This window comes from Thalassovita sp. (genome assembly GCF_963691685.1).
Taxonomy (GTDB): domain Bacteria; phylum Pseudomonadota; class Alphaproteobacteria; order Rhodobacterales; family Rhodobacteraceae; genus Thalassobius.
Genome location: NZ_OY829290.1, coordinates 985,146 through 1,008,909, shown reverse-complemented (window position 1 = coordinate 1,008,909; position 23,764 = coordinate 985,146). Strand labels below are relative to the sequence as shown.

23 protein-coding genes are annotated in these 23,764 nt (G+C 62.0%); 14 read left to right on the top strand and 9 right to left on the bottom strand.

From position 1 onward, the window contains the following. Positions 1-2: 2 nt before the first annotated feature. Complete coding sequence (locus ACORLH_RS04915; protein WP_321831485.1) at positions 3-1,346, bottom strand: Na(+)-translocating NADH-quinone reductase subunit A; 1,344 nt, start codon at positions 1,344-1,346, stop codon at positions 3-5. 177 nt (positions 1,347-1,523) lie between these two features. On the opposite strand from ACORLH_RS04915, the gene ACORLH_RS04910 reads away from it, so the two are divergent. Further along, a complete protein-coding gene (locus ACORLH_RS04910) occupies positions 1,524-2,543 on the top strand; it encodes an FAD:protein FMN transferase (protein WP_321831483.1) in 1,020 nt (339 codons plus the stop codon). Positions 2,544-2,558: 15 nt separating this feature from the next. Next, positions 2,559-2,801 (top strand): (Na+)-NQR maturation NqrM, encoded by a 243-nt coding sequence (gene nqrM, locus ACORLH_RS04905; protein ID WP_321831482.1) that lies wholly within the window; start codon positions 2,559-2,561, stop codon positions 2,799-2,801. 82 nt (positions 2,802-2,883) lie between these two features. Here the strand turns inward: nqrM and ACORLH_RS04900 are convergent, their stop codons facing one another. Continuing rightward, a complete protein-coding gene (locus ACORLH_RS04900) occupies positions 2,884-3,072 on the bottom strand; it encodes a hypothetical protein (protein ID WP_420719802.1) in 189 nt (62 codons plus the stop codon). 84 nt (positions 3,073-3,156) lie between these two features. Between ACORLH_RS04900 and ACORLH_RS04895 the strand changes: the two genes are divergently transcribed. Next, positions 3,157-3,681, top strand: coding sequence for a CBS domain-containing protein (locus ACORLH_RS04895; RefSeq protein ID WP_058242721.1), 525 nt, complete (start codon positions 3,157-3,159; stop codon positions 3,679-3,681). Positions 3,682-3,728: 47 nt separating this feature from the next. Here the strand turns inward: ACORLH_RS04895 and ACORLH_RS04890 are convergent, their stop codons facing one another. Beyond that, entirely contained in the window at positions 3,729-4,640 is a 912-nt protein-coding gene (locus ACORLH_RS04890) for a sugar kinase (protein WP_321831480.1), read from the bottom strand. Next, positions 4,637-5,335 carry a GntR family transcriptional regulator gene (locus ACORLH_RS04885; RefSeq protein WP_321831479.1) on the bottom strand — a complete coding sequence of 233 codons (699 nt, stop codon included), beginning with the start codon at positions 5,333-5,335 and terminating at the stop codon, positions 4,637-4,639. The genes ACORLH_RS04890 and ACORLH_RS04885 overlap by 4 nt, the downstream gene beginning before the upstream one ends. Positions 5,336-5,497: 162 nt before the next feature. On the opposite strand from ACORLH_RS04885, the gene uxaC reads away from it, so the two are divergent. From uxaC to uxuA, 9 genes are read left to right on the top strand one after another with little or no spacing between them, the layout of a single operon-like run. Further along, positions 5,498-6,904, top strand: coding sequence for a glucuronate isomerase (gene uxaC / locus ACORLH_RS04880; RefSeq protein WP_321831478.1), 1,407 nt, complete (start codon positions 5,498-5,500; stop codon positions 6,902-6,904). Positions 6,905-6,930: 26 nt separating this feature from the next. Further along, the gene (locus ACORLH_RS04875; protein WP_321831477.1) at positions 6,931-7,914 is read left to right on the top strand and encodes a TRAP transporter substrate-binding protein; all 984 of its coding nucleotides are present in this window, start codon (positions 6,931-6,933) and stop codon (positions 7,912-7,914) included. A gap of 57 nt (positions 7,915-7,971) precedes the next feature. Then, positions 7,972-8,529 (top strand): TRAP transporter small permease, encoded by a 558-nt coding sequence (locus ACORLH_RS04870; protein ID WP_321831475.1) that lies wholly within the window; start codon positions 7,972-7,974, stop codon positions 8,527-8,529. Beyond that, entirely contained in the window at positions 8,529-9,809 is a 1,281-nt protein-coding gene (locus ACORLH_RS04865) for a TRAP transporter large permease (RefSeq protein WP_058242716.1), read from the top strand. Before ACORLH_RS04870 ends, ACORLH_RS04865 begins: the two co-directional genes overlap by 1 nt. A 10-nt stretch (positions 9,810-9,819) precedes the next feature. Beyond that, complete coding sequence (locus ACORLH_RS04860) at positions 9,820-10,152, top strand: cupin domain-containing protein (RefSeq protein WP_321831474.1); 333 nt, start codon at positions 9,820-9,822, stop codon at positions 10,150-10,152. Positions 10,153-10,182: 30 nt separating this feature from the next. Beyond that, positions 10,183-11,007 carry a 5-dehydro-4-deoxy-D-glucuronate isomerase gene (kduI, locus tag ACORLH_RS04855; RefSeq protein WP_321831473.1) on the top strand — a complete coding sequence of 275 codons (825 nt, stop codon included), beginning with the start codon at positions 10,183-10,185 and terminating at the stop codon, positions 11,005-11,007. Continuing rightward, entirely contained in the window at positions 11,004-11,744 is a 741-nt protein-coding gene (kduD, locus tag ACORLH_RS04850) for a 2-dehydro-3-deoxy-D-gluconate 5-dehydrogenase KduD (RefSeq protein ID WP_321831472.1), read from the top strand. The genes kduI and kduD overlap by 4 nt, the downstream gene beginning before the upstream one ends. Next, the gene (locus ACORLH_RS04845; RefSeq protein ID WP_321831471.1) at positions 11,722-13,197 is read left to right on the top strand and encodes a mannitol dehydrogenase family protein; all 1,476 of its coding nucleotides are present in this window, start codon (positions 11,722-11,724) and stop codon (positions 13,195-13,197) included. Before kduD ends, ACORLH_RS04845 begins: the two co-directional genes overlap by 23 nt. Continuing rightward, complete coding sequence (gene uxuA, locus ACORLH_RS04840) at positions 13,194-14,384, top strand: mannonate dehydratase (RefSeq protein ID WP_321831470.1); 1,191 nt, start codon at positions 13,194-13,196, stop codon at positions 14,382-14,384. The genes ACORLH_RS04845 and uxuA overlap by 4 nt, the downstream gene beginning before the upstream one ends. 30 nt (positions 14,385-14,414) lie before the next feature. On the opposite strand, the gene ACORLH_RS04835 is transcribed toward uxuA, so the two are convergent. The 5 genes from ACORLH_RS04835 to ACORLH_RS04815 are packed head-to-tail and all read right to left on the bottom strand — an operon-like array spanning position 14,415 to position 21,683. Continuing rightward, on the bottom strand, positions 14,415-15,719 hold the full coding sequence (locus ACORLH_RS04835; protein WP_321831469.1) for an FAD-binding oxidoreductase: 1,305 nt from the start codon (positions 15,717-15,719) through the stop codon (positions 14,415-14,417). Beyond that, positions 15,709-17,211 carry an aldehyde dehydrogenase family protein gene (locus ACORLH_RS04830; protein WP_321831468.1) on the bottom strand — a complete coding sequence of 501 codons (1,503 nt, stop codon included), beginning with the start codon at positions 17,209-17,211 and terminating at the stop codon, positions 15,709-15,711. Before ACORLH_RS04830 ends, ACORLH_RS04835 begins: the two co-directional genes overlap by 11 nt. Positions 17,212-17,241: 30 nt before the next feature. Continuing rightward, entirely contained in the window at positions 17,242-18,282 is a 1,041-nt protein-coding gene (locus ACORLH_RS04825; RefSeq protein ID WP_321831467.1) for an ACP S-malonyltransferase, read from the bottom strand. Beyond that, positions 18,279-20,468 (bottom strand): dehydrogenase E1 component subunit alpha/beta, encoded by a 2,190-nt coding sequence (locus ACORLH_RS04820; protein ID WP_321831466.1) that lies wholly within the window; start codon positions 20,466-20,468, stop codon positions 18,279-18,281. Before ACORLH_RS04820 ends, ACORLH_RS04825 begins: the two co-directional genes overlap by 4 nt. A 36-nt stretch (positions 20,469-20,504) precedes the next feature. Continuing rightward, on the bottom strand, positions 20,505-21,683 hold the full coding sequence (locus ACORLH_RS04815; protein ID WP_321831465.1) for a pyridoxal phosphate-dependent aminotransferase: 1,179 nt from the start codon (positions 21,681-21,683) through the stop codon (positions 20,505-20,507). A 97-nt stretch (positions 21,684-21,780) separates the two neighbouring features. Here ACORLH_RS04815 and ACORLH_RS04810 point away from each other — a divergent pair, with 97 nt between their 5' ends. Beyond that, positions 21,781-22,644 carry a LysR family transcriptional regulator gene (locus tag ACORLH_RS04810; RefSeq protein ID WP_321831464.1) on the top strand — a complete coding sequence of 288 codons (864 nt, stop codon included), beginning with the start codon at positions 21,781-21,783 and terminating at the stop codon, positions 22,642-22,644. A gap of 189 nt (positions 22,645-22,833) precedes the next feature. Further along, complete coding sequence (locus ACORLH_RS04805; RefSeq protein WP_321831463.1) at positions 22,834-23,745, top strand: glycosyltransferase family 2 protein; 912 nt, start codon at positions 22,834-22,836, stop codon at positions 23,743-23,745. Positions 23,746-23,764: the final 19 nt, after the last annotated feature.

Genomic DNA, 23,764 nt, shown 5'->3' with positions numbered 1-23,764 from the left:
CGTTAGCCCTCCTTCTCGATCTTGGTGAGGCAATCGCGGAGCGCATCGCCGTATTCATATTTCGCGGGACAGGCAAAACCGATGAGACCCAGATCCTCTTCGTCGAGTTCCAGGGCCCCGAGGGCCTGTGCCTGGTCGGTGTCCATGATCAACATAGCGCGCACCAGCTGAGTTGGCAGGAAGTCCTGCGGCATCAGCGCTTCGAAGGTGCCCAGCGGCACCATGGCGCGGCGGCCACCGTTCAGGTTAGAGGTCAAAGCGTAAAGCTTCTTCGAGAAGGCAGAGCCCAGAACCGGCTGCACAGCGTATTTCGACGCCATCGGACGGATCCAACCCATCGGGATCTGTTTCTGGTCTTCTTCGATCAAGGTGATCTGGCGCGCGTAACGGCCCAGATAGGCGCTGGGGCCTTCGCCGGCGCGGCCAGACAGGATCGACCCCGAAATCATGCGCACCGGCACGTCGGTTTCCAGATCCTCGGACAACAGCTCAACCATGGATGCACCGGCAACGGTCTGCACCAGGCGGGGCTGCTTCATCAGCGGGCCGGTCAGCGCCACAACGCGGGTCGCGTCATAGGTGCCGGTTTCCAGCAGGCGACCGATGGCAATCACATCCTGATAGCCAATGGTCCAAACGGTTTTTGCAGCAGTCGGCGGCTCAAGGAAGTGCATGTGTGTACCTGCAAGTCCCGCCGGGTGCGGCCCTGAGAAGCCAACGGCCTCAACCCCGTTCAGATCGCCACCGGGAACATCGGCCCCGATTTCCTGACAGAGGTAGGTTTTGCCTTCGCTCAGACCTGCGATCGCTTCCAGACCTTTGCGGAACGCATCGGGTGCCAGCGCGATGATCTTGGCAGCATCCCCCGCCAGCGGTTCCGAATCCATCGCCGTCACATAAAGGGCGGCCGGACGCGACGCCGGATCAGGCACCTTGGAATAGGGCCGGGTGCGGAAGGACGTCCACAGACCTGCAGCGCAGAGCCGTTCAGCCAGCCCCTCTGCGGTTGCGATGTCGCCAACGGCGGAGAAGTCCACCGGCGCGGCCGCATCGGCGTCCACTTCGATCTCAACGCTGATCAGGGCGCGGCGGGCGCCACGATTGACCGCCTTCACCCGGCCGGACAACGGTGCCACGACTTTGACGTCAGGTGTGTCCTTATGGGCAAAGATTGGCGCGCCAGCGGCAACAACGTCGCCTTCCTGCACTGCCAAACGAGGTTTGAGGCCGATGTAGTCGGCACCGATTACGGCGACGTTCTTCACATCGATTGGGGTTACATCCCCCTGATCCGGGGCTCCGGTCACAGGGAGGGCGAGGCCTTTTTTCAGTATAAACTGCTGCACGTCCACTACGCTTTCGCTGACACGGGCGCGCGAGGGTTTTCGCCGCCCATTTCGGGGCACCGGATAGTCGATGTCAAAGGGGTAAACACGGGCCAAAAACAGATTGCGTCAATATGTCGCAAGTCACTGCCCGCGCGTGTGCGTATACGTCTGCCCAGCAAACAAGAGAGTCTCCTCGTGACCCAAAGCATCAAATTCTCCCGCCGTACTGTTCTGTGGCTCCCCCTGGCGCTGGCCGCCTGCCAATCGCGCTCGCGCGTGATTGAGCTGTCGGGTGCGACCATGGGCACGACCTACAAGATCACCGCAGTTGACCACAAAAACGCCGTGACCGAAGCTCAGGCTCAGGATGCCGTCAACATGGCCTTCGCCCGTGTTAACACCCTGATGTCCAACTGGGATTCCGGCTCGGAAGTTTCGCGTCTGAACGCTTCGAACAGCACCGCGCCGATGACCGTTTCGGCTGAGCTGGCCGAGGTTCTGAACGCCGCCCAAGACATCAACGCCCTGAGCGACGGCCAGTTTGACGTCACCCTCGGCCCGCTGATCGATCTGTGGGGCTTTGGCGCAAACGGCGCAACCGACGCGGCCCCTGCTGAGGCGGAAATCACCCGCGTCGCAGCCGCGACCGGTCAGAAGAACGTGCTGGAGATTCGCGGGAATCAGGTTGCAAAGCGCAACGCGGATGCAACTGTATATCTTTCTGCGATCGGCAAAGGCTTCGGTGTAGACGCCGCAGGCAAGGCGCTGGCGGCGCTGGGTCTGCAGGACTACATGGTCGAAGTTGGCGGCGACATCGTCACCGCTGGTAAGAACCCTGATGGTCTGGACTGGCGCATCGGTGTTGAGACCCCGCTGGCCGCATCGCCGGCGCTGCAGCAGGTTGTTGGCCTGTCGAACATGGGTCTGGCCACCTCGGGTGACTACCGCAACTACTTCGAGCAGGACGGTCAGCGCTTCTCGCACATTCTGGACGCCAAGACCGGACGTCCCGTGACCCACCGCACCACCTCGGCCACCGTGCTGGCAGAAAACGCCATGCTGGCCGATGCTTGGGCCACTGCGATGCTGGTTCTGGGCAAGGACCGCGGCATGGAAATCGCCAAAGAACAGAACCTCGCCGTTCTCTTCATTGAACGCGGCACCAACGACTTCGTCACCACTGCGAGCCCGCGTTTCGACGCGTTGCAAGCCTAATCAGGACCTAACACCGTGGAAACATTCCTGTTCACCTTCGGCCTCTTCTGTGTGGTTATGATCGGCATGTCGCTGGGCGTCATGCTGATGGGTAAGCGGATCAAGGGCAGCTGCGGTGGGTTGAATGCAATCTCGGATGCGGATCAATGTCTGGTCTGCAAGAAAGAGATCGATCCTGACAGCCCGCTGCGCGAACGCCTGGCCTGCCCACGCGCCCGCAAAATGCTGGAGCAGATGGACGCCGAAGACGGTCAGTAAGCGCAAGCTTCCTAAAGTACATATGAAAAAACGCGGCCCTTCAGGTGCCGCGTTTTTTCATGTCTGGCGCTCCGCCCTTCGATCAGCTGGCCATCGGCGTGAACCCCAGGATCAGTAGGCATACAGCTGCAATCACCCCAAACAGCCACAGCTGCCAGCGCGGCCCTTCCGCCTTCCAGGTACGCCGATAGCGATAGCCAGCCACCACCGCGACAAAGAACAAAACGGTCGCAATCGCCGGTGTCAAAGACAGGTCATTCAGGGGCAACAATTTGATTTTCCTTGCACGATGGGTCTCAGCTGGGCTTCACTGACATAACACAACGGGTGCAATCAAGCCTGGAGGAGAGGAAAGATGCCAACATCATACCAGCCACCAACCCGCGGCGACAGCAGTGACAGTCAGCGCACGGCCAGCCAGACCCTAACGAGCAACACCTCTGAAGACATTGCAACTGTAGGTCAGCTGCTGGCCGATAAGAACACCGATGTGATTTCAGTGCGCCCCGAAGACACGCTGCGTCAGGCGGTTGAGATCCTGAGCGAGAAGCGGATCGGTGCTTTGGTTGTCACGGATGATGCCGGTGACCTGCGCGGCATCCTGTCCGAACGCGACATCGTGCGCAAACTGGCCGAGACGCCGGGCCAGACCCTGCCCCAGCAGGTGGCTGAAAACATGACCCGTGAGGTGCAGACCTGCGCGCCAGAGGATGCGCTGATTTCAGTGCTGCGCCGCATGACGGACGGGCGCTTCCGCCACATGCCGGTGATCGATCATGGCAAGCTTTGCGGGATGATCACCATCGGCGATGTGATCCAATATCGCCTGCGATCCCTTGAACATGAGGCGCTGCAGCTGAAACAGCTGATCGTCGGATAAGATCGAAACAAGGCCCGCCATCCCAGCGGGCCTTTTCATTGCAGTGACTACAGTTGAACCAAAGCACCCGGCGCCTGAATAACCCGGGCCGAGAGCGCGCAGCCGGCCGCAACCGATGCCGCCAGATCCGCGCCCCCGATCCATGCCGCCAGCATCCCCGCGTTGAAGGCATCGCCAGCCGCCGTTGTGTCGACCAATTGCGTCACCTTCTGCGGGCTCACCTCTTCCACCCCTTCCGGCGTCAGGATGCGCACTGCACCGGGTCCGTCCTTGACGATCACCACCGCGCAACCCAGGGCCTGATAGCGTGCCCCGGTGGCCGCCGGGTCCGCGTCACCAAAATGCTCGGCTTCATCCTCATGCGATGGCAATACAACATCGCTGACCCGCGCTGCCTCGGTGATCCAATGGCGCATGTCATCGCCGCTCTGCCACAGGCGCGGCCGCAGGTTCGGGTCAAACACCACAATCGCGCCCCGATCACGGGCTGCACTCAGATACTCCAGCAGGTTCTGCCGCCCCTGCCCCAACAGGATCGCCATTGTGATGCCGCTGAAAAACAACAGATCGCCCTGCCCTGCCACCGGCAGGCGATCAGGATCGGCCGCCAACTGCCGCGCCGCCGAGGCACTGCGCCAGTAGGAAAACGAACGTTCGCCATCCTTGGTTTCAATCAGATAAAGGCCAACACTGGTTTCAGGCACCTCTTGCAGGGCAGGCGTGATGCCGCTGTCCGCCACAAAACTGCGCAACTTGGCCGAGGCCGCATCGGTTCCGATGGCCGAGGCATAACACACCTCACCCGCAGCTAAGGACGCCTGCAGATACCACGCCGTATTGAATGTATCGCCAGCATAGCCCAACCGGTACAGGCCGTCCTGCGCCGGGGCCAGTTCAACCATGCATTCACCAATCGCAATGCAGCGACGCACAGCCGTCATCCTTTCTGTCATGGTCATGCGCCGGCATCCTCAAACAGCTCAGGATGGCGGCCACGAATGATGCCTACCATTTCAAACACATGACTCAGATGCCGGGTCAGATGCTCCTCAGCGCTGACCACATCCCCTTTGCGAAAGGCCGCCATGATGTCCAAATGCTCCCCATAGGCGCGTGGACCATTGGCCGGCAGGGACAGGCGGCGGACCCGGTCCATATGAGCCTTTTGTTCGCGGATCAGCGACCAGGCAAAACCCTGCCCCGAAATGTCACAAATCTTGCGGTGAAACGCGTCGTCCAGATCGTGGAACTCAGATGAGGCATCACGCTCAATCGCACCCTTCTGCTGATCCAGCAGATCCTCCAACGCGGCCAGATCGCTGTCGGTGGCCCGTTTGATCGCCTCCCGCAGGCAGGCCAGTTCCAGCGCGGTCCGCACAAAGGCCGCCTGTCGCACCGCAACCTCCGAGATTTTGGAAACCAAGGTGGCACGCTGCGGCCGGATCAGCAGAAAGCCCCGCTCGCTAAGCCGAAAGAAGGCATCGCGCACCGGCTGGCGGGACACATCCAGCTGCCGGGCCACATCCGCCTCAGACATTTTGGTGCCGGGCGGCAGCTCCAGCGCAACAATCGCGTCATGCAGCTTGCGATACACCAGATCCGTGGTGGTGGTTGCGGGCCGCGATTGCAGCGCCGCGAAAGGCAATTCGGTCATTCTGAACGTCCGTCACTTTGGCCATGCCGGGTGCCATCGATGCCCCCTTTATACGGCCCGTAAAATCTCACGAGTCACTATGGCGCAATCTGCATTTTGACTCAACTACTAATCTAGCATATTAGTTTACCAGAATGACAACGAATCACCACAAGGACACCCATGGGCCTGCTTGATCCCAACCGCCTTTTCCCTGCTGAACCGGGCCTGCGCGCCATTGCGCAACGCCTATATGACGGGGTGCGTGACCTGCCGATCGTCAGCCCGCACGGGCATTGTGATCCCCGCTGGTTTGCTGAAAACACGCGGTTCCCAAACCCGGCTGAACTGTTTGTGGTGCCCGACCACTACGTCTTTCGCATGTTGGTGTCCCAAGGGGTGGATCTGGCGGATCTGGGCGTGCCGCGCAGTGATGGCGGTGCTGCGGAAAGCGACCCTCGTGTCATCTGGCGCCGGTTTGCCGCGCATATGCATCTGTTCCGCGGCACGCCCTCTGCGATCTGGCTGAACCACGCCTTTGAGACCGTCTTTGGCCTGACAGAGCCGCTGAACGCGGACACGGCGGATGCCTATTACGATCATATTGACGCCAAACTGGCAGAACCCGAATTCCGCCCCCGCGCGCTGTTTGACCAATTCAACATCGAAGCGCTGGCCACCACTGAAGGTGCCTTGGATGACCTGCAATGGCACCGCGCTATTCGGGACAGCGATTGGCAGGGCCGCGTCATCACCACCTATCGGCCTGATGCCGTGGTGGACCCCGATTTTGAAGGTTTCCTTGAAAACCTTGAGGCGTTTGGCGCGCTGACCGGCGAAGATATCACCACCTGGGAGGGCTATCTGAACGCCCATCGAAAGCGCCGCGCCTACTTCAAGGATTTCGGCGCCACGGCCAGCGATCACGGCCACCCCACCGCGCGGACCGAGGACCTGCCACAGATCGAAGCGGCCGCCCTCTATCAGATGGTGCGCACCGGTCAGGCCACCGCTGAGGAGGCTGAGGCGTTTCGCGGCCAGATGCTGACCGAAATGGCCCGGATGAGCCTTGAGGACGGGCTGGTCCTGCAAATTCACCCCGGTTCCCGCCGCAACCATTCGGCGCAGGTCTTTGCCGGCTATGGCCGCGACAAAGGCTTCGATATCCCCGGCCGCACCGACTACGTCGCGGCGTTGAAGCCGATGCTGGATGCCGTCGGGATGGAGAAAGACCTAAACATCATCCTGTTTACCTTGGATGAAACCACCTACGGGCGCGAACTGGCACCATTGGCAGGCGCCTACCCTGCCCTGCGCCTGGGCCCGCCCTGGTGGTTCTTTGACAGCGCCGAAGGCATTCGCCGCTTCCGCGAAACAACAACCGAAACATGCGGGTTCTACAACACCGTCGGCTTTAACGACGACACCCGCGCCTTTTGCTCGATCCCTGCCCGGCATGATGTGTCACGGCGGTCCGATTGTGCATTTCTTGCCCAACTGGTCGGCACAGGCCGACTGAGTGAAGGTGAGGCAACCGAGGTCGCATACGACCTTACATATCGTCTGGTGAAAGAGGGCTATCGCCTCTGATCCGGTCAACAAACTGGGAGGAAGACATGAAACTGGGAACTATGTCCTTTGCCGCAGCCGCCTGCACGGTGGCCATGGCTGGCAGTGCTTTGGCAGAATGCGAAATCACGCTGCGTTCGTCGGACACACATTCCGACGGCTATCCGACCGTCGCCGCTGTGAACCACATGGGCGATCTGGTCAAAGAACGCTCCGGCGGGCGCATCTGTATTGAGGTGTTCCACTCAGCGCAGCTGGGCGAAGAGAAAGACACCATCGAACAGACACAGTTCGGGGTGATTGACCTCAACCGCGTCTCGATGGGTCCGTTCAATAACATCATTCCGGAAACTCAGGTGCCCTCGCTGCCCTATATTTTCCGCTCCACCGACCATATGCACAAGGTGCTGGACGGTGATGTGGGTGCTGACATTCTGGCGGCCTTCGGCAACCATGATCTGGTTGGCCTGACCTATTATGATGCGGGCTCGCGCAGCTTCTACAACAGCCAGAAACCGATCAAATCGATGGACGATCTGGCCGGCATGAAGTTCCGCGTGATGCAGTCGGACCTGTTTGTTGATATGGTGGCAGCCCTGGGCGCCAACGCAACCCCGATGCCTTACGGTGAGGTCTACAGCTCCATCCAGACCGGCGTAATTGACGGTGCGGAAAACAACTGGCCGTCCTACGAAAGCTCGGGCCACTTTGAAGTTGCCGGCTACTACACGCTGGACCAGCACCTGATGGTGCCGGAGGTTCTGGTGATGTCGAAAATGTCCTTCGACAAACTGTCGGCGGAGGATCAGGCGATCATCCTGCAGGCCGCCAAGGATTCGACCCCGGTCAACCGCGAGCTTTGGGCCGCCCGCGAAGCCGCCTCTGAGGAGAAGGTGCGCGCTGCCGGCAATGAGATCATCACCGACATCGACAAAGCCCCCTTCGTGGCCGCGATGCAGCCGGTTTATGACAAATACGTCACCGACCCGGCCCTGCAGTCGTTGGTCGCCCGCATTCAAGCGGTAGAATAAGCAGATCGGGTCGTGCGGGACATCCCGCGCGACCCACCATCAAGGCGGAGGGGCAGGATGCAACGCTTCCTGATGCGCGCAGCGCATATCACCAACCTGATCGGCCAGACAGCATTGTGGCTGGCGGGGTTGGGCGTGGTCTTTATGACCATCATCATCTTTTTGCAGGTTTTTGTACGTTACGTGCTGAACTCATCCCTACCCTGGACAGAACCGGGGGCCGTCATGGTCATGGGCTGGTTCATCTTCCTTGGCGCGGCGGTGGGCGTGCGCGAAGGCTACCATCTGGCCTTTGACGTGGTGCTCTACTTCATCCCGGAGCGGCTGAAGCTGGTGTTCTTTTCGATCTCGGACCTTGTGGTCATGGCTTTTGCCGGTGGCATGGTCTGGTACGGAATCAAACTGGCGGTCAAAACCGCGGGCAACAAACTGCCCTCCCTTGGTATTTCAGGCGCCTTTGACTTTGCCCCGCTGGTCGTGGGTGGCGCGCTGATCATTCTCTTCTCACTTGAACGGCTGCTGCGCCGTGCCGCGGGCCTGCCCACAGCACGTTTCGGCACCGACGACGACCCGAACGGAGGCCCCGGCGCCCTGCGCCCGGTGGAGGCACAATAATGGAACTCTGGATTCTCTTTGGCACTTTCAGCTTCTTGCTGCTGATCGGCACGCCCGTCGCCTTCTGCCTTGGCGCTTCGTCCTTTGCCACGGTTGCCTATCTGGGCCTGCCGCCCGTGGTGGTGTTCCAGCGCTTGAACTCGGGCGTCTCGGTCTACGCGCTGATGGCGATCCCCTTCTTCATCTACGCCGGTGACCTGATGGTACGGGGTGACATTGCCCGTCGCCTTGTCGCCCTGGCGGGCGCCATGGTGGGCCATTTCAAAGGCGGGCTGGGGCAGGTCAACATTCTGGCCTCAGTCATGTTCGGCGGCGTCTCAGGCTCCGCTGCGGCGGATGCCTCGGCCGTGGGCGGCCTGATGGTGCCGCAGATGAAGGAGCGCGGCTATGGCACCGACTATGCGGTTAACATCACCGTCGTCTCCTCGATCATCGCGCTGATGCTGCCACCCAGCCACAACATGATCATCTATTCGATCTCAGCGGGTGGCAAAATCTCCATCGCGGATCTGTTTACCGCGGGCATCATCCCCGGCTTCATGCTGGCCCTGGCGCTGATGATCACCGCCTATATCGTCGCCAGCCGCCGCGGCTACCCGGTGGAGGCTTTCCCGGGCCGCAAGATGCTGGGGGTTCTCTTTGCCTCCGCCGTGCCCGGCCTCATTCTGGTGGCGATCATCTTTGGCGGCGTGCGTTCGGGCATTTTCACCGCCTCGGAAAGCTCCAACATCGCGGTGGTCTATGCGCTGTTTGTGACCCTGTTGGTCTATCGTACCCTCAGCTTCAGCGAATTTGTCGCCGCCACCAAAGGCGCGGTGCGCACCACGGCGATGGTTCTGATGGTGATCGGCTCCGCCGCCGCATTTGGCTGGCTGCTGGCCTTCCTGAAGGTGCCGGCCAATGTGGTGGATTTTCTGAAGTCGCTCTCGGACAACCCCTTTGTGATCATCCTGTTGATCAACGTGGCTCTGCTGCTCTTGGGCACATTCATGGACATGTCGCCGCTGATCGTGATCACCACGCCGATCTTCCTGCCAGTGGCCACCGCCTATGGCATCGATCCGGTGCAGTTTGGGGTCATTTTGGTGCTGAACCTTGGCATTGGCCTGTGCACACCGCCGGTTGGCGCCGTGCTGTTTGTCGGCTGCGCCGTGGGCCGCGTGCCGATCTGGGATGTGGTGCGCTCGATCTGGCCGTTTTACTTCGCCGCGGTCGCGACGCTGATGCTGGTCACTTATGTGCCTGCGCTGTCGCTCTGGCTGCCGTCCCTGTTCCACTGAGGTCGCGACCATGCCAGCAAGCAACCCGATCAACAGCCCCGGCCTGCCGCCTGCACACCCCGACCAGGGGGTCACCCGCCAGGTGCTGGCTGAGCTGCCTGAGATGATGATGGTCTCCTTCCGTTTCGATACCGGGGCGGAAGGGGCGCTGCACAGCCACCCACATGTGCAATCCACCCACTGCCGCAGCGGCCGCTTTCGCTTCACGCTGGGCAGTGACACTTTCGACGTCAAAGCGGGCGACAGTTTCCTGATCCCATCAGGCATCGAACACGGCTGTATCTGCCTTGAAGCGGGTGAGCTGATCGACTGTTTCACCCCCCGCCGCGACGATTTCCTGTGACCCTGATGTTTTTCCCCCGAAGAGGTTCCGATGCTGACCGTAGAAACCCGCCACGCCATTCACCCCGAACATGCCAAAGGCATGGACACGGACACCCTGCGCCAGCACTTTCTGGGGGAGGGCATGTTTGCCGCTGGTGAAATCCGTCTGATCTACACCCATTACGACCGGTTTGTGCTGGGGGCTGCCGTGCCAAACGGCACCCCCCTGACGCTGGATCACGTGGAAGAGACCCGCACCGAAACCTTTCTGGAACGGCGCGAAATGGGCATCGTCAACATCGGCGAGGCTGGCACGATCAGCACTGGCGATACCACCTATGAGCTGGCCCGTGGCGATGTGTTGTACCTTGGCAAAGGCACCGGCGCTGTGACCTTCGCTGGTCAGGGGCGGTTTTATATCACCTCTGCGCCCGCGCATCAGACCTTCCCCAACAAGCTGGTCAAAATCGAAGACGCCAACAAGGTTGAGATGGGGGAGGCCGCGACCTCAAACAAACGGGCGATCTATCAGTTCATCCACCCCACCGTGATGGAAAGCTGCCAATTGGTGCTGGGCTACACCCAACTGCTGGAGGGATCGGTCTGGAACACCATGCCCAGCCATGTGCATGACCGCCGGATGGAGGCTTACCTCTACTGGGGCATGGATGAAGCATCGCGCGTGCTCCACCTGATGGGTGAGCCGCAGGAAACCCGCCATATGGTAATCGCCAATGAAGAGGCAGCGATCAGCCCGCCGTGGTCGATCCACTCGGGCGCGGGCATCGGGTCTTACACGTTCATCTGGGCGATGGCCGGGGACAACGTCGATTACACCGACATGGACTTCATCCAACCCGGAGAGATGAAATGACCGCCTTTTCCCTCAACGGGCGGCGCGCGCTGGTCACTGGTGCCAACACCGGCATAGGCCGTGCCATTGCGGTGTCACTGGCCGCGCAGGGGGCGCAGGTCACCTGCGCAGGCCGGCGCGCCTGTGACGATACCGTTGCCAAGATCCAGGACGCAGGTGGCCAGGCCGAGACGCTGCTGCTGGACTTTGCCGATCCGATGGCCGCGCAGGACACCTTTGACGGTGCGGGCTATTCGATCCTGATCAACAACGCCGGCATCATCCGCCGTGAAGACTCCGCCTCCTTTTCTGAGGCGGATTGGGACGCGGTGATGGATGTGAACCTGAAGGCGCTGTTTTTCACCACGCAGGCCTTTGCCAGGGAAGCACTGGCAACCGACACTGAGGCCAATGTCGTCAACATCGCCTCACTGCTGTCGTTTCAGGGCGGCATCCGGGTGCCGTCCTACACCGCATCCAAACATGGGGTGGCGGGTCTGACCAAGATCCTGGCCAATGAATGGGCCGCGCGGGGCATCAATGTGAACGCCATCGCACCGGGCTATATCGCCACCAACAACACCGATGCCCTGCGCGCCGACCCGGACCGGAACCAAGCGATTTTGGACCGTATTCCCGCCGGTCGCTGGGGCGATCCCCAAGACATCGGCGGCACTGCCGCTTTCCTATGCTCCCCCGCCGCGCGCTACATTCATGGCGCGGTGATCAACGTTGATGGAGGTTGGCTTGCCCGATAAAGCCCCCCGCTTAACCCGCCCAGACGGCCCCGCCCCCAAGGTCGGCATCGTCCACCTCGGCCCCGGCGCGTTTTTCCGTGCGTTCAACGCCGTTTACACGCATGAGGCCCTTACCGCCCAAGGGGGCGATTGGGGCATCCTGGCGGTCAGCCTGCGCAGCACGGCGGCGCGGGATCAACTGCAGCCGCAGGGCGGCGCCTACACCTCCGTCACCCTGTCCCCAGAGGGGCCGGAAACCCAGGTCATTACGGCAATCCGCGACGTTCTTGTCGCCCCCGAAAATCCCGAGGCGGTGCTGGCTGCAATGGCCGATCCGTCGGTCAAAATCGTGTCATTGACAATCACTGAGAAAGGCTACTGCCACGAACCCGCGACGGGTCAGTTGCGGTTGGATGATCCGGGCATCAAGGCCGATCTTGCCAATCCAGCGGCACCGCAGACCGCCCCCGGTTTCATCGTTGAAGCGCTGGCACGCCGCCGCGCCGCGGGCTTAGCGCCCTTTACCGTTCTGTCTTGTGACAACCTGCCCTCCAACGGCGTTCTGGCACGCGGCTTTGTGCTGGAGTTTGCTCGCGCCCGCGATGCGGATCTGGCCGATTGGATCGCGGCTGAGGGGCGCTTCCCCTCGACCATGGTCGACCGGATCACCCCCGCCACGACCGCGGCCGATGTGGCACAGCTGCAGGCCACCACAGGCTACTATGATCCCGGCGCGGTGATGCATGAACCCTTCCGCCAGTGGGTCATCGAAGATGATTTCGTCAACGGCGACCGCCCGGCGTGGGAAACGGCAGGGGCGCAGCTGGTCAAATCGGTCGAAGCGCATGAGTTGATGAAGCTGCGCTGCCTCAATGGCACCCATTCAACGCTGGCCTATCTGGGCTATCTGGCCGGACACGAAACCATTGCCGAAGCGATCGCCGACGCCCCCTTTGCCGCGCTGTGCCAGCATCTGTGGCGTGATGAGATCCAGCCGACCCTGACCCGCCCCGAAGGGGAGGATCTGCCAGCCTATGCCGATGCCCTGCTGACGCGCTATCGCAACCCGGCAATCCGCCACCGCACCTGGCAAATCGCCATGGATGGCAGCCAGAAACTGCCGCAGCGCCTGTTGGGCACCATCGCCGATCAACTGGCGCGGGGTGGCAACATCCATGGCCTCGCCCTCGCGGTTGCGGGCTGGATGCGCTACGTCGGTGGTGTGGATGAGGCGGGCAAGGCGATTGATGTGCGCGATCCGCTGGCCGAGCGTCTGCGCGCCGCCTCGGACAGTGCCGCAACGCCCGCCGCCGCAGTGGCCGCCCTCCTCAGCATGGAGGAGGTGTTTCCAAACACGCTGGCCAGCAACCCCACGTTTTCACAGGCTGTGACCGATGCCTACCAAGGCCTGAGCCAACATGGCGCCCGCGCCATGGTCGCCAAACTGACCGCCGCAGAAAGGACCGACGCATGATCGAAAGTTGGAGATGGTTCGGCCCGCTTGACCACATCACCCTGCCCGAAGTCGCCCAGACCGGGGCCACCGGCGTGGTGACCGCCCTGCATGAGCTGCCCTACGGTGAGGTCTGGCCGCGCGCAGCTATTGCCGAACGCAAAGCCATGATCGAAGCCGCCCCCGGCAACCTGCACTGGGCCGTGGTCGAAAGCCTGCCGGTGCACGAAGACATCAAACGCGGTGCTGGCGATCTGACACAGCTCTTTGCCAACTACCGCCAATCGATGGCCAATCTGGCGGCCGAGGGTGTGCAGGCGATCTGTTACAACTTCATGCCGCTGCTGGATTGGACCCGCACCAGCCTGCATGCACCGCTACCCGAAGGGGGCAATGCGCTGCGCTATGACGCTGTTGAAATGGCTGCTTTTGACGTCTTCATGCTGGGCCGGGACGGCGCTGCGGATGACTTCCCGGCGGATGTCGTCGCCCGTGCCAAAGACTGGCATGCAAACGCCAGCGCGGCGCAGCAGGCCGAGTTGGTGAAATCCATCATGTCCGGCCTGCCCGGGGCCTATGCGCGCTATGACGTGGACAGCCTGCGCGATGCCCTTGCGCCCTGGCAGGGGTTTACTGCGGATGATCTGCGGGCCAATTTCAAACGCTTCCTTGAGGAGGTCGTGCCCGCCGCCGAAGATCTGGGCATGCGCCTTTGTGTGCATCCCGACGATCCGCCGCGTCCCTTGCTGGGTCTGCCGCGCATCGTGTCAAATGAGGCAGACATCGCCTTCATCCTGGGGGCTGTGGACAGCCCGGCCAACGGTCTGACGCTCTGCTCCGGCTCCTTGGGCGCAAACCCGATCAATGACGTACCGGCCATCGCCAAACGCTTTGCCGACCGGATCCACTTTGCCCATCTGCGCAATGTGCGCAAAGAGGCGGATGGATCGTTTCAGGAAGATGCCCATCTGGCGGGTGACACCGATATGGCGGCGCTGATGGCGGTGATCCTGCGCGAAGAGGCCCGACGCCGCGCCGAAGGGCGCAGCGATGCCGCGATCCCGGTGCGCCCGGATCATGGCCACGAGTTGGCCAGTGACATCGGTGGCGATGCCCACCCCGGCTATCCGCTGGTGGGGCGCCTGCGTGGTCTGGCCGAACTGCGCGGACTGGCCGCCGGCATCGCCTATGGTCTGGCGGAGGGGTAATCCACCCCGCCCGAACGCGGCTGCCAGCCCTTAACGGGCGGTGAACGGCAACCGGTTCAGGGTGTGGACCATGGTGGCGCCAAATTCAAAAAACGCGCCTTTGGCGGCGGTGAACCGTTCGGCATAGGCTTCAACCACTGGCAGCGGCAGATGGCTGTCATCGCCGCTCAACAGGGCCTTGGCGGCGGCAGTGCCAAAAACAGTGCCCGGCGCAATACCGCGCCCCGAATAGCCAAAGATCGCATAGGCATTGGGGCCAAAGACCTGCACCTTGGGGATGTGATCGCTGGTCATCGCAATGCGGCCCGACCAGTGGTGTTCAAACGGCTGATCCCCCAGTTCGGGGTAGAGCGACCGCAGTTTGTGCCGCGCCCAGCCCGCGTGCAGCGCCGCCCCTAGACCACGGCTGTTGCCCATGCCACCCACAATCATCCGCCCCGCCGCATCCCGGCGGATCGAGGACATCACCTGCGCCGTGTCCCAGCACCCTTCGCCCGCAGGCAGGATCCGCGCCTGCTGCTCTGCCGACATGGGGCGGGTGGCAAACTGGCAGTAGTTCACCGGCACATATTGCGGGCGTTCCGGCAGAGCCGCGGCTTCAGCATAGGCGTTTGTCGCCACCAAAAGCGCCCCGGCCCGCACGATGCCCTGCGGCGTCATCAACTGCCATTGCCCCGCCTCATGGCGCAGTGCCTCCACCGGTGAATTGGCAAACAGCTGCGCCCCGGCGCGTTGCGCCGCCTGCGCCAGCCCGTGGCAATAGGCCAGCGGCTGCACCGTGCCTGCAGCTGGGTTAAGCAGCGCCCCATGAAACGCATCACTGCCCGTGCGACGTTGGGTTTCGGCAGCGTCCAGCAGGTGCAGCGAGGCCCCAAACTGATTGCCCTGACGGTGCCGGTTTTGCAGATCTTTGAGACCGCTGGCCGCATGGGCCAAATGCAAGGTTCCGGCGCGGGTGGCTTCGCACTCAATGCCTTCGCGAGTGATGAGGTCAAAGACCAGATCGGGCGCGCGGCCCAGCACATCGATCAGATGACGCCCCGGTGCATCGCCCATTTGGGTCAGGATCACATCAGGGGGCAGCCAAAGACCAGCATTGACCAGCCCGACGTTGCGGCCTGATCCGCCTTCGCCGATGTCATGGGCCTCCAGCAGGGCGACGGAGGCACCGCTGCGCGCTGCCTCATAAGCGGCTGAACAGCCGGTGAAGCCGCCGCCGATCACCGCCAGATCGACGCTGATCTCCTGGGTCAGCGGGCCGCAGTCGGCCCGCTGTTTCAGACTGGCGGCCCAGAGGCCGCGCGACAGATCACTCTGTGCCTGGTTAGATGTCAAACTTGATCCCCTGCGCCAGGGGCAGCTCGCGCGAGTAGTTTACGGTGTTGGTCTGGCGCCGCATGTAGCCTTTCCACGCATCCGATCCGCTTTCACGTCCGCCGCCGGTCTCTTTCTCGCCGCCGAAGGCCCCGCCAATCTCAGCCCCCGAAGGGCCGATGTTGACGTTGGCGATCCCGCAATCGGACCCCGCCGCCGACAAGAACAGCTCGGTTTCACGCACGTCTGTCGAGAAGATGCAAGAGGAGAGGCCCTGCGGCACTGCGTTTTGCATGTCGATCGCCTGCTCAAGCGATTGATATTTCACCACATAGAGGATCGGCGCGAAGGTTTCATGATGCATGATCGCGCTCTGGCCGGGCATTTCCACAATCGCCGGGGTCACATAGGCCGCTGCGCCGTGGCTGTCGGCCAAGGCCTGCCCGCCGCCGTGGACGGTGCCCCCTTCGGCCTGCGCCTGCACCAGCGCCTTGTCCATTGCCGACAGGGCGTCCTGATCGATCAGCGGCCCGACCAGCGTGCCCTCGGCCAGGGGATCGCCAATCGGCAGGCCGGCGTAAGCCTTGACCAGACGCGGCACCAGCGCGTCATAGACATCTTCGTGCACGATCAGGCGGCGCAGGGTGGTGCAGCGCTGACCAGCGGTGCCAACGGCTGAGAAGACAATCGCCCGCAGCGCCATTTCCAGATCCGCCGAGGGGGCCACGATCATCGCGTTGTTGCCGCCCAGTTCCAAAATAGTGCGGCCCAGACGTTTCGACATATCCGCCGCAACGGCGCGGCCCATCGGGACCGAACCGGTGGCCGAGATCAGGGCCACCTTTGGGTTGGCAGTCAGCGCCTCACCCAGATCGCGTTCCCCAATCAGAACCTGTGTCAGCCCTTTCGGGGCATCATCGCCAAACTGTTCGCACACCCGATCACAGATTTTCTGCACGGCCAGTGCGGTCAGCGGGGTCTTCTCAGACGGTTTCCAGATGACCGGATCACCGCAGACCAGCGCCAGCGCCGCGTTCCAGCACCAGGGGGCCACCGGGAAGTTGAAGGCGGTGATGACGCCGCAGACACCCATCGGGTGCCAGGTTTCCCGCATCGCATGACCGGGGCGTTCTGAGGCAATGGTCAGACCGTAAAGCTGACGCGACAGACCAACGGCGAAATCGCAGATGTCGATCATCTCCTGCACTTCGCCCAGACCTTCCTGATAGATCTTGCCGCATTCCAGCGTCACCAGCGCGCCCAGCGCCTCTTTCTCACGACGCAGCTCTTCGCCCAGGAGGCGCACAAATTCGCCCCGGCGCGGTGCGGGCACTTTCCGCCACTGCAAAAACGCCTCATGCGCGGTGGCCATCATCTCGTCCGCCTCAGCCACGCTGTGCATGGCAAGGCGCGCAATCTCGGAGCCATCAACGGGGGTGTGTACCGCCAGCGTGCCGCCGGTCAGCTCGGCCTCGGTCAGGCCTGAAGCGGTCAGGATTTCGGAATGAGACATCTTATCTTCCTACTGAGTGTTAGTGAGAGGTTACTTGGACACCACTCCGCGCTGGTCTTCTCTCCCCATGGAGATCAGGCGCGGATGCTGGTCCTGTTGTTGTTTGAATGAGGTTTTATCTTCGATACCGCGCCATCCCGCACGGATCAGCGATTGCGCCACCGCGCCGCCCAGCGTGGTGCCGGGGCCGGTGACGATGAACATATCTGGGGCAAATTCACGCGCCGCCACCGTGATGGCATGAGTAAAGTCGTAAGTTTCCGTGACCTGATGGCCCAGCGTATAGGACCAGAGTGCCCCCAGATCGCAGGCGCCCGGCCACCAGATGGCACCGCGCCCGTCGATCATTGGCAGATCCGGCTGCTGAAACAGACTGGCGGGCAATTGATCGCGCCCCTGCTGGGCAACAGGCGCCTGAAGATGGCTGTGAAACGCCGCGTGATTGCCCAGCCGCATCGGGAACCGGCCCTGCGTTGGCTCCACCGCGGCCTCAAAGGCGGCCAGCCCGGGTTCATCACCCGCCAAGACCAGCATTCCACCCAGATCAATGGACAGGGTCAGCACATGGCCGGCGCGCGCGTTGATCTCATCCACCACTGACAGCAGGGCGGCGCGACGGGTGGGCTGCGGGCGCCAATCCTCATCGACCCAAGGGTAGATCACCTGCCCACCAATCAGCGCCGCCTGCATCAGGCTGCCCATGGTGTTGGAGACCTTGAAACCCTCCTCCGCACTGAGCGCACCGCCGCAGGCCAGTGCCGAATACCAGCCCATCGAGTTGCCGGTGACCGCAACCACATCAACCTCATCGCGGTTGATCGCCATGAAATCGCCCAGCGTGGCGGCATAGATCAGGGCCGAGGCATTATCGCCCCGGCTGTGACGGGCCAGTGAAAACCGTTCAGCGCCATCCAACGCCGCCAGACTGTCCTGCCCCATACGGGTGCGTTCCGCGTCAAAGCGCGCCATCAGGCCTGCATCAGGGAAGTGGCGGCTGAGATAGCCCAGTTCCGCTGCATTGTAAGTGCCCCGACCGGGGCAGATGACCACGGCTGTTTTCTTGCTGCTCATGATGGTTTCCCCACAAGGTTCAGGGCCGCAGCGGTGATGCTGTCCTTGGACGGCATGGTGGCCGCATAGGCCGGGCCGGTGGCGATGAAACTGTCCTCGGCGGTCAGCCGGGCCAGCTTGGCATCTGACGCCTCATGGAAATGCGCCATCAAGGCCTCGGCCACGCCACCGGAATGGCGGGTTTCATCCACCACCAGAATATTGTCACAGCCCGCAACCGCCTTGCTCAGCGCGTCCTTCGGCAGCGGCGACAGCCAGCGCATATCGATGATCCGCGTCTTGATCCCTGCGGTCTCAATCGCGGGCAGCGCCTGCTGGCTGAGGTAGGTGCCATTGCCGAAGGTCACGATCGCCAGTTCCTGCCCTGCGCCATGCACGCCCACCTCGCCCAGCGCGATGGTCTGCGACGGATCCGGGTAGCGCTGCATCCAGCCGCCATCCTTGGCCGTGTGCAGATCCCGCATCGGGTACAGCGCAATCGGCTCAAGGAAGGCGACCACGCGCTGTTCTTCCCGCGCCAGACGCACAGATTCCCGCAACATCATCGCGGCATCGGCGCCGTTAGAAGGACAGGCCAGAATGACGCCGGGAATATCGCGCAACACAGCGACCGAGTTATCGTTGTGGAAATGGCCGCCAAACCCCTTCTGGTACCCAAGGCCGGCAATCCGCATCACCATCGGGTTGGTGTATTGCCCTTCTGAGAAGAAAGACAACGTCGCCGCCTCACCGCGGATCTGATCCTCAGCATTATGCAGATAGGCCAGGAACTGGATTTCCGGCATCGGGGTATAGCCGTTCTGCGCCATACCGATGGCGAGGCCCAGAATGGATTGCTCATCCAGCAGCGTGTCGATCATCCGATCCGGGCCAAACCGCTGGCGCAGTTTTTGCGTCACACCGTAAACGCCGCCCTTCAGGCCAACGTCTTCGCCCATCATGACGATCTCACCATGTTCCAACATCAGATCAGTCAGCGCCCAGTTGATCAGGCGCGACATGATCTGCGGCTCCTCCATCGCACGCAGATCAGAGCCAAACGCCGCCTGCCGCGCGGTGGCCGAGGGGCCATTGGTTGGCGCACAGGCCCGTTTCGGTGGGATCAGTGAGGCCATCACATCGCTGGCCGTTTCCAGATGTGGGCGCGTCGCGGCCTCATCTCCGATCCGTTCGACCCGGTCCATTGTATCCTGGTAGATCTTCAGCGCCTCAGCCGGTTGCAGCGCGCCCGCCTGTTGCATCAGACGGACCGAATGCAGCAGCGGATCATTGGCTTCGTCCTGCTCAACCTCAGCCTTGGGCAGATAGCTGGTGGCCACATCCGCCCCCGCGTGACCGTAAAGACGCACGGTGCGCACATGCAGAAACGCCGGTTTCTTGCGTTCCCGCACATAGCGCGCGGCCTCTTGCGCGGTGGCGTAGGTGTCATAGATGTCCAGACCATCGCAGGCGAAATACTTGATGCCGGGACGGTTCTGAAAATTGGCCGCGATCCAGCCTTTCGGCGTTTTGGTCGAAATGCCGATCCCGTTGTCTTCACAGCAGAACAACAGCGGCATGGGCACCGATTGGAATGAGGTCCAACCGGCAGTATTGAACGCCCCCTGCGCGGTGGAGTGGTTGGCCGAGGCATCGCCAAAGCTGCAGTAAACAATGGCATCATCCGGCAACACCGCATGTTCCGGACGGTGCCGTTTGGCGGCCCCAATGGAATAGGCCGCACCCACAGCTTTCGGCAGGTGGCTGGCAATGGTTGAGGTCTGCGGCGGAATGTTCAGCGCTTTGGAGCCCAGCACCTTATGGCGACCGCCAGAAATCGGATCCTCGCTGGAGCAGGCAAAGCTCAGCATCATGTCGCGCGCTATGGTCTGACCGGGGACTTGTTCACCGCGCTGGATCTGAAACGCCGCATCCCGGTAATGCAGAAACGCCATATCGGTGGGCCGCAGCGCCGCCGCAACCGCCGCCAGACCTTCATGCCCGGAGGAGCCGATGGTGTAAAACCCCTGCCCCGCCTTCTGCATCGCGCGGCTTTTCAGATCCATCGCCCGCGACAGGCAGCCCGAGCGGAAAATCGAAACCGCTTCCGGCGCCGTCAATGGCCCGCTGGGCGCATTGCCCTGCGGCAGATCCGCCGCGGCCACCCGGGTGAGGAAGTTCTTATGCACAATCGCGGCGCGATCCATGGTCTTCTCCTAAATGTCTAGTCGCAGTCGGCTGGCTCAGAACGCCGCCACAAAGGCTGCGATACGGGCAAGGCCCGCTTCGATCTCTTCCTTGGCATAGGCAAAGGATAGCCGTGCATGCCCCGGCAGGCCAAAGGCACGCCCCGGCACAATCGCCAGCCCCTGCTGATCCAGCAAGGCAGCGCAGAAATCAGCATCCGTGTCAAAACCACCTTTGGCCATGGCCCCACGGATATCCGGGAAGACGTAAAACGCCCCATCAGGCGCCGGACAGCGGATGCCGTCGATCGCATTGAGCGCTGCGACGACGCGGTCCCGCCTCTGGCGCATTTCCTCCAGCCGCGTGATCAACAGCGCCTGATCGCCAGTCAAAGCCGCCAATGCCGCCGCCTGCGAAACAGAACAGGCGCCAGAGGTCACCTGCCCCTGCACCGCCCCCATCGCGCGGATCATATCGGCAGGGCCAATCCCCCAACCAATCCGCCAACCCGTCATCGCATAGGCTTTGGAAACGCCGTTTACGATCAGCATCCGATCCTTCAGATCCGGTGCCGCCGCCGCAAAAGAGGTGAAAGGCTGATAGCTCAGGTGGGCATAGATCTCATCGACCAGAACCATCACCTGCGGATGGGCGCGCAGCACCTCTGCCAGCGCGGCTTGCTCCGCAGGGGAATAGATCGCGCCGCTGGGATTGGAGGGCGCGTTCAGCATCACCCAACGGCTGCGCGGGGTGATCGCCGCCTTCAGCTGGCCCGGCGTCAGCTTAAACCCCTGCGCCATGTCACAAGGCACCACCACCGGGCGACCGCCGGCCATTGCAACGATGTCGGAATAGCTGGTCCAATAAGGCGCGGGCATGATGACCTCATCCCCGGGATCAAGGCTGGCCAGCATCGCATTTGCCAGCACCTGCTTTGCCCCCGTGGACACGATGACCTCAGCCGGGGACACGGCCGCCTCTGCCGCGATGGCGGCGCGCAGGGCCGGGGTGCCCAGGGTGGCGGTGTAACCGGTTTGCCCCGCCAGCGCCGCCTGATGCGCGGCCTCAACAACATGGGGTGGGGTTGGGAAATCAGGCTCCCCGGTGGACAGGGCCACCACATCTTTGCCGGCGGCGCGCAGGGCTGCGGCGCGCTCACTCAGCTGCGCAATTTCTGACAGCTGAATGGCGGAAATCCGGCTGGCGCGGCGAAAACCCTGGGCAGATGTGGACATCGGCACGTCCCTTGCTGTTTGTCGTTTTTGTGCAATTAACACTTCGTATCCAGAATGAATAACGGTAAGAAATCGCACACCTTGGAGAAAAACTCACATGATCGCCTCGCGCCGCTTTCTTCCTTCGATCAATTCCCTGACCGCACTGGAGGCCGTGGACCGCCTTGGCAGCGCCACAGCAGCGGCCCAGGATCTGTCCCTGACCCATTCGGCCGTCAGCCGCCAGTTGAAGGTTTTGGAGGAACAGATCGGCGTCTCGCTGTTTGTGCGCGACGGCAAAGGGCTGAAGCTGACATTGGCCGGGGAAACCTATGCAAAATCGGTCCGTGAGGTGCTGAAGAACCTCGCCCAGGCCAGCCTCAAGGTGAAGGCAACTGGATCGCGCAGCAGCCTCAACCTGGCGGTTTTGCCGTCTTTTGGGATGTACTGGCTGACGCCCCGGCTGCGCGGGTTTTATGAGGCACACCCGGGCATTCTGATCAACCAATCGACCCGCGTTTTGCCGTTTGATTTTCAGCAGGATCCCTTTGACGCAGCGCTGCATTTTGGCAGTCAGAACTGGCCCGGCGTGAACTATCTGCCGCTGGCCACCGAACGTGTGATGGCCGTTTGCGCCCCGGATTTCGCACCCAAACTGCCCTTGACGCCAGAGGCGCTGCTGGAAATGCCATTGCTGCATCTCGAAAGCCGCCCTGGCGCCTGGGAAGGCTGGTTCGCACAACAGGGTCTGACCGCCAGCCGCCTGCGCGGCATGCTGTTTGACCAATTCGCCAATATGTCCGAAGCGGTGGCCGCCGGCTTTGGCGCGGCCTTGCTGCCGCAATATTTGGCCGAGGCGGAAATCTCCCGCGGCCGCGTTGTGCCCGCCTGCGGCGACGTCACCGAGGCCGACGGCACCTATTACCTCGTCTGGCCCAAAACCGGCGACCAGAGCGAAGCTTTGACCCGGCTGATCGATTGACTGAAACGCGGTTAATCCCCCGTCACACCCACTCATAGGCGAAAGTGCCACACGCGACGGGCGAAGCTGCTGCCGTGGCGCCACAGACCCGCGCAATGATCCGCGCTGCCCGCCGAAAACCGAAGGGGACAGCAACGTTACGTGTCTATAAAGGTTTCCATTACGAACATTAACACAGCTTATTTTGCCATGACGCCTTATATTATTAGTCTGACCACCACCCCGCCGCGGATCGACAAAATCGCCCCGACATTGCGGGATCTCTTGAACCAAACAGCCAAACCGACGGAAATCCGGCTGAACCTCTGCCACAGCTACCGCCGGTTTCCGGGGGCCAAAATTGACACCAGCCACCTGCCGGACGGCATCACGGTTCACTGGTGCGATGAGGATCTGGGCCCTGCAACCAAAATCCTACCCACAGTGAAAGACCTGCAAGGTCAGGATATCGATATCCTGTTCTGCGATGATGATCAGAAATACGAACCGGATTGGGCCGCCAAGTTTCTGGCAGCCCGTCAGGACCACCCGGATAAGTGTCTGGTCGGCAAAGGCTACGATCTGGATGACCGCCCCGTCGGCCACCGGTATCTGCGCGATTTTGACCAACAGCCCCGGGCTGAGCGGCGGCAAAAAGGTTTTGCCTACCGGCTTTCACGTCTGGCGTCGCTCTTCACCTACAAGCCCCAGCCCTACACTGAAAGCGGCCATGTCGATATTCTGGAGGGCTATCGCGGCGTAATGGTCAAACCTTCGTTTTTCGATGCTGCGGTCTTTGATATTCCCGATATCTTGTGGACGGTGGATGATCCCTGGCTGTCCGGGCATCTGGCGCGTCGGGGTATTCCGATCTGGTTGGTTCAGCCAGCCAGCATCCTGCGCAAACCTTACGGCGCCCATCATACTCACCGTCTGGGCAAATTCGTTTACCGTGATCACGGCCGCCTTGCCGCAGACAACGCCTGCATCGAACATTTCCGCCGCGAATTCGGCCTCTGGCCCGGGCGCCGGGAAATGCTGCGCGAGGATTACAAACGTCCGTTCATGCACTGGCTCTACCCACCAGAGCCGATCAAGGTTGAGGCGGAGGCGGGTCAATAGCCCGCCCCGTCGCATCTTG